Source organism: Streptomyces sp. WELS2 (assembly GCF_013870595.1).
Taxonomy (GTDB): domain Bacteria; phylum Actinomycetota; class Actinomycetes; order Streptomycetales; family Streptomycetaceae; genus Streptomyces.
This window is the reverse complement of sequence record NZ_JACBWZ010000759.1, coordinates 1-2,944: the sequence shown is the minus strand read 5'-3', so window position 1 is coordinate 2,944 and position 2,944 is coordinate 1. Positions and strand designations below refer to the sequence as shown.

Genomic DNA, 2,944 nt, shown 5'->3' with positions numbered 1-2,944 from the left:
GCCGAGCTCCGTCAGTTGGCCGGCGTCCCGCAGCGCGGTGCGCTCCGGTTCCCAGTCGCCGGACAGGACGTGCTTGGACAACGGCGGCCGGTCGTAGGGCGGATGGGGTTCGTCGCCGATGAGGGATATCTCCCCGTCCCAGCCCAGGCGGCGCAGCCCTTCGGCGGCGGCCAGCCCGGCCGCCGCCGCGCCGACGACCGCGATGCGGGGGCGGGGGGTGTGCGGGGCGCTCATTCCCGCACCTGGATGGCCGCGGCGGGACAGATGGTGGCGGCCTCGCGCACGGCGGCGTGCCGGGCGGCGTCCGGGGCGGCGTCGAGCAGGACGACGATGCCGTCCTCGTCACGCTGGTCGAAGACCTCGGGAGCGACCAGCACGCACTGGCCGGCGCCGCAGCACTTCGCCTCGTCGATGGTGATCTGCATCAGGATTCCTCCAGAAGTGGGGTGGATCGGGCCAGGGGTCGGCGGGTCACCAGGTGACCGGGAGGGCGTGGCAGCCGTAGATGACCATGTCCGTGCGGAAGGGGATCTCCTCGACCGGCACGGCGGGGCGCATGCCCGGGAAGCGGCGCAGCAGCGTGGTGATCACCACCTGGAGCTCGGCGCGGGCCAGCGCCTGGCCGAGGCACTGGTGGATGCCGTAGCCGAAGGCCACGTGGTGCTGGGCGTTGGGGCGGCGGATGTCGAGGCGGTCGGCGTCGGGGAAGGTGTCCTCGTCGCGGTTGGCGGAGGGCACGGCGACGATGACGCCCTCCCCCCGGCGGATGAGCTGTCCGCCGACCTCCACGTCCTCGAGGGCCGCGCGCCGGGGGCCGTTGCGGATGATGCTGTGGAAACGGAGCAGTTCCTCCACGGCGCCGCGCACCAGGGAGGGGTCCTCGCGCAGCCGGCCGGCGGTCTCCTGGTCGAGCATGAGGGACAGGGCGCTCAGGCCGATCATGTTGGCCGTCGTCTCGTGCCCGGCGACCAGCAGCAGCACGGCGAACGCCACGAGGTCCTCGTGGGTCAGCTCGCCCCGCGCGTACTGCTCGGTGACGAGCCGGCTGATGATGTCGTCGCCCGGCTCGGCCTTCTTGGCGTTCACCAACTCGTTGATGTAGGCGAGCAGTTCACGGCGCGCGGGCTCGCGCTCCGCTTCGGTGAGATCACGGGAGAGCAGGGTGCCGGTGAGCCGCTGGAAGGTGTCGTGGTCCTCGTAGGGCACGCCCAGCAGCAGGCTGATGGCCAGCGAGGGCAGCGGCAGCGCCAGGGCCTGGACCAGGTCGACGGGGTGCTCGGAACGGTCGGTCCGCTCCATCGCGTCGCACAGTTCGTCGGTGAGCCGCTGCAGTGTGGGGCGCAGCGCCTCCACCCGCTTGACCATGAAGTCGCGGGTGACCATGCGGCGCAGCCGGGTGTGTTCCGGCGGGTCCATGCGGATGAAGCCGCGGGTGGCGCCGGGACGCGGGCTGCCTCCGGTCATGCCGCTGACCGGGTAGCCGGGGGCGGAGGTGTCGGAGCTGAAGCGCGCGTCGCCGAGGATCGCCCGGACGTCCGCGTACCGGGTGGCGAGCCAGGCCCAGCCGCCGTCGTCCAGGGCGACCTTGGACAGGGGCTCTTCCAGGCGCAGTCGGGCGAGGCCCTCGGGGGGATCGAAGGGGCATCCGGACGGCGGCCGGGCAGGCAGCGGCGGAAGCGGTGCGGTGGTGGTCATGCCACTCCTTGTGGGGGAGGCCTTCGACTAACAGCTGTTAGCTTACGACCGTTTCCTTAGGGCGGAGCACGGCCCGGACCGCAGGAGAGGTGAAGGAAATCGGGTGATGTGGTGGAGGGCCGGCCCGGACGCGAGACGGCGGCGGACCGAAGGGAGGGCACCACGGAAACGGGTGCCGGGCGAAGGTGAGGAAGCGGTGCCGAGGACGCGTCAGCGTTCCAGCAGCAGGCCGAGCAGTTCGTCCACGAACCGGTCCAGCCGGGCGGTGTCCTTGCGGCGCGGCATGACCTGCCACAGCGCGACCCGGCCGTGCAGCGCGCACCACAGCAGGTACGGCGCTTCCGCACGGGTGCCGCGCACCCGCCAGCCGGCCTCCTCGCAGTGGGTGAGCGCCTCGTGCAGCCCGCGCAGCAGCAGCCCGGCCGGGTGACCGTGCAGCCGCTCCTCGTCCACCGGGGTCTGCCAGGTCTCGCACATCAGGCGGTACTTGGCCGGGTTGGCCACCGCGAAGCGGCAGTACGCGCGCAACTGGTCCCGCAGCCGTTCCAGCGGTTCGTCCACGGGTGCGGAGGCGTCGGCCTCGGACATCAGCGCGGCCAGCCGCTCGTAGTGCTCCGCCAGCACCGCCCACACCAGTTCGGTCTTGTCGGCGAAGTGCCGGTAGATGCTCGGGGTGGCGATGCCGACCTCCCGGGCCACCGCCCGCAGCGACAGGGCGTCCTCGCTGCCCACCTGCTCCAGCAGCCCCCCGGCGGCGCGCAGGATCTCCTCACGCAGCCGTTCGCCCTGCCCGCGGGGGTTGCGCACCCGCGCCGTCCGCTCCGCCGGAGCCCCGGCGGAGTCGTCCTCGCGCCGCTTCGCCTCGCCCACCGCCGTACACCTCCTCCACACCGGGACGTCCGCACCGCACCGCCGAAACCGGTGGTCATCCGTTGATCACCGCAGGGCAGCCGCCCCGACCGTACACGACACCCGCCGTCACACCGGCACACGCGGACCAGGCCCTGTGTCGCCGGGCGGGCGCGGAAGCGGCCGGTCCCGCCACGACGGAGTGTGCCCTGGTCACGGCAGGGGGCGCGTGGCGCGGCCATGGACTCCCGAGCGGGAGCGGTCGTTCCCGCAGTCGTCCCAACGGCGCGCGGAGGGCGGTTGGTGGCGGAGGCGGGGCGTTCGGTGCGCGGCCGGTGGGCGGACGCCGATGGTGTCGGCCACGGCCACGGCCTCGGCGCGGGCGATCGGCGGGGCCGCG

General features: G+C 73.4%; 5 protein-coding genes. All 5 read right to left on the bottom strand.

All coding sequences use genetic code 11. The features are described 5' to 3' along the window. A partial coding sequence (locus H5J33_RS29385) for an FAD-dependent oxidoreductase (RefSeq protein ID WP_181797843.1) occupies nt 1-234 on the bottom strand: 234 nt, incomplete at its 3' end. Further along, nucleotides 231-425: a ferredoxin gene (locus H5J33_RS29380; protein ID WP_181797842.1), complete on the bottom strand. Its 195-nt coding sequence runs from the start codon at nt 423-425 to the stop codon at nt 231-233. The genes H5J33_RS29385 and H5J33_RS29380, both read right to left, overlap by 4 nt. A gap of 46 nt (nt 426-471) precedes the next feature. Next, nucleotides 472-1,695 carry a cytochrome P450 gene (locus H5J33_RS29375; protein ID WP_181797841.1) on the bottom strand — a complete coding sequence of 408 codons (1,224 nt, stop codon included), beginning with the start codon at nt 1,693-1,695 and terminating at the stop codon, nt 472-474. Between the two features lie 210 nt (nt 1,696-1,905). Beyond that, complete coding sequence (locus H5J33_RS29370) at nt 1,906-2,565, bottom strand: TetR/AcrR family transcriptional regulator (protein ID WP_181797840.1); 660 nt, start codon at nt 2,563-2,565, stop codon at nt 1,906-1,908. Between the two features lie 192 nt (nt 2,566-2,757). Further along, nucleotides 2,758-2,944, bottom strand: a 187-nt coding sequence (locus H5J33_RS36845; protein WP_220212852.1) for a hypothetical protein, incomplete at its 5' end; no start/stop codon positions are given.

Excerpts from the sequence above, each read along its gene's own strand:
- H5J33_RS29375 (WP_181797841.1), bottom strand. The coding sequence starts at position 1,695 with ATGACCACCACCGCACCGCTTCCGCCGCTGCCTGCCCGGCCGCCGTCC.
- H5J33_RS29380 (WP_181797842.1), bottom strand. The coding sequence starts at position 425 with ATGCAGATCACCATCGACGAGGCGAAGTGCTGCGGCGCCGGCCAGTGC.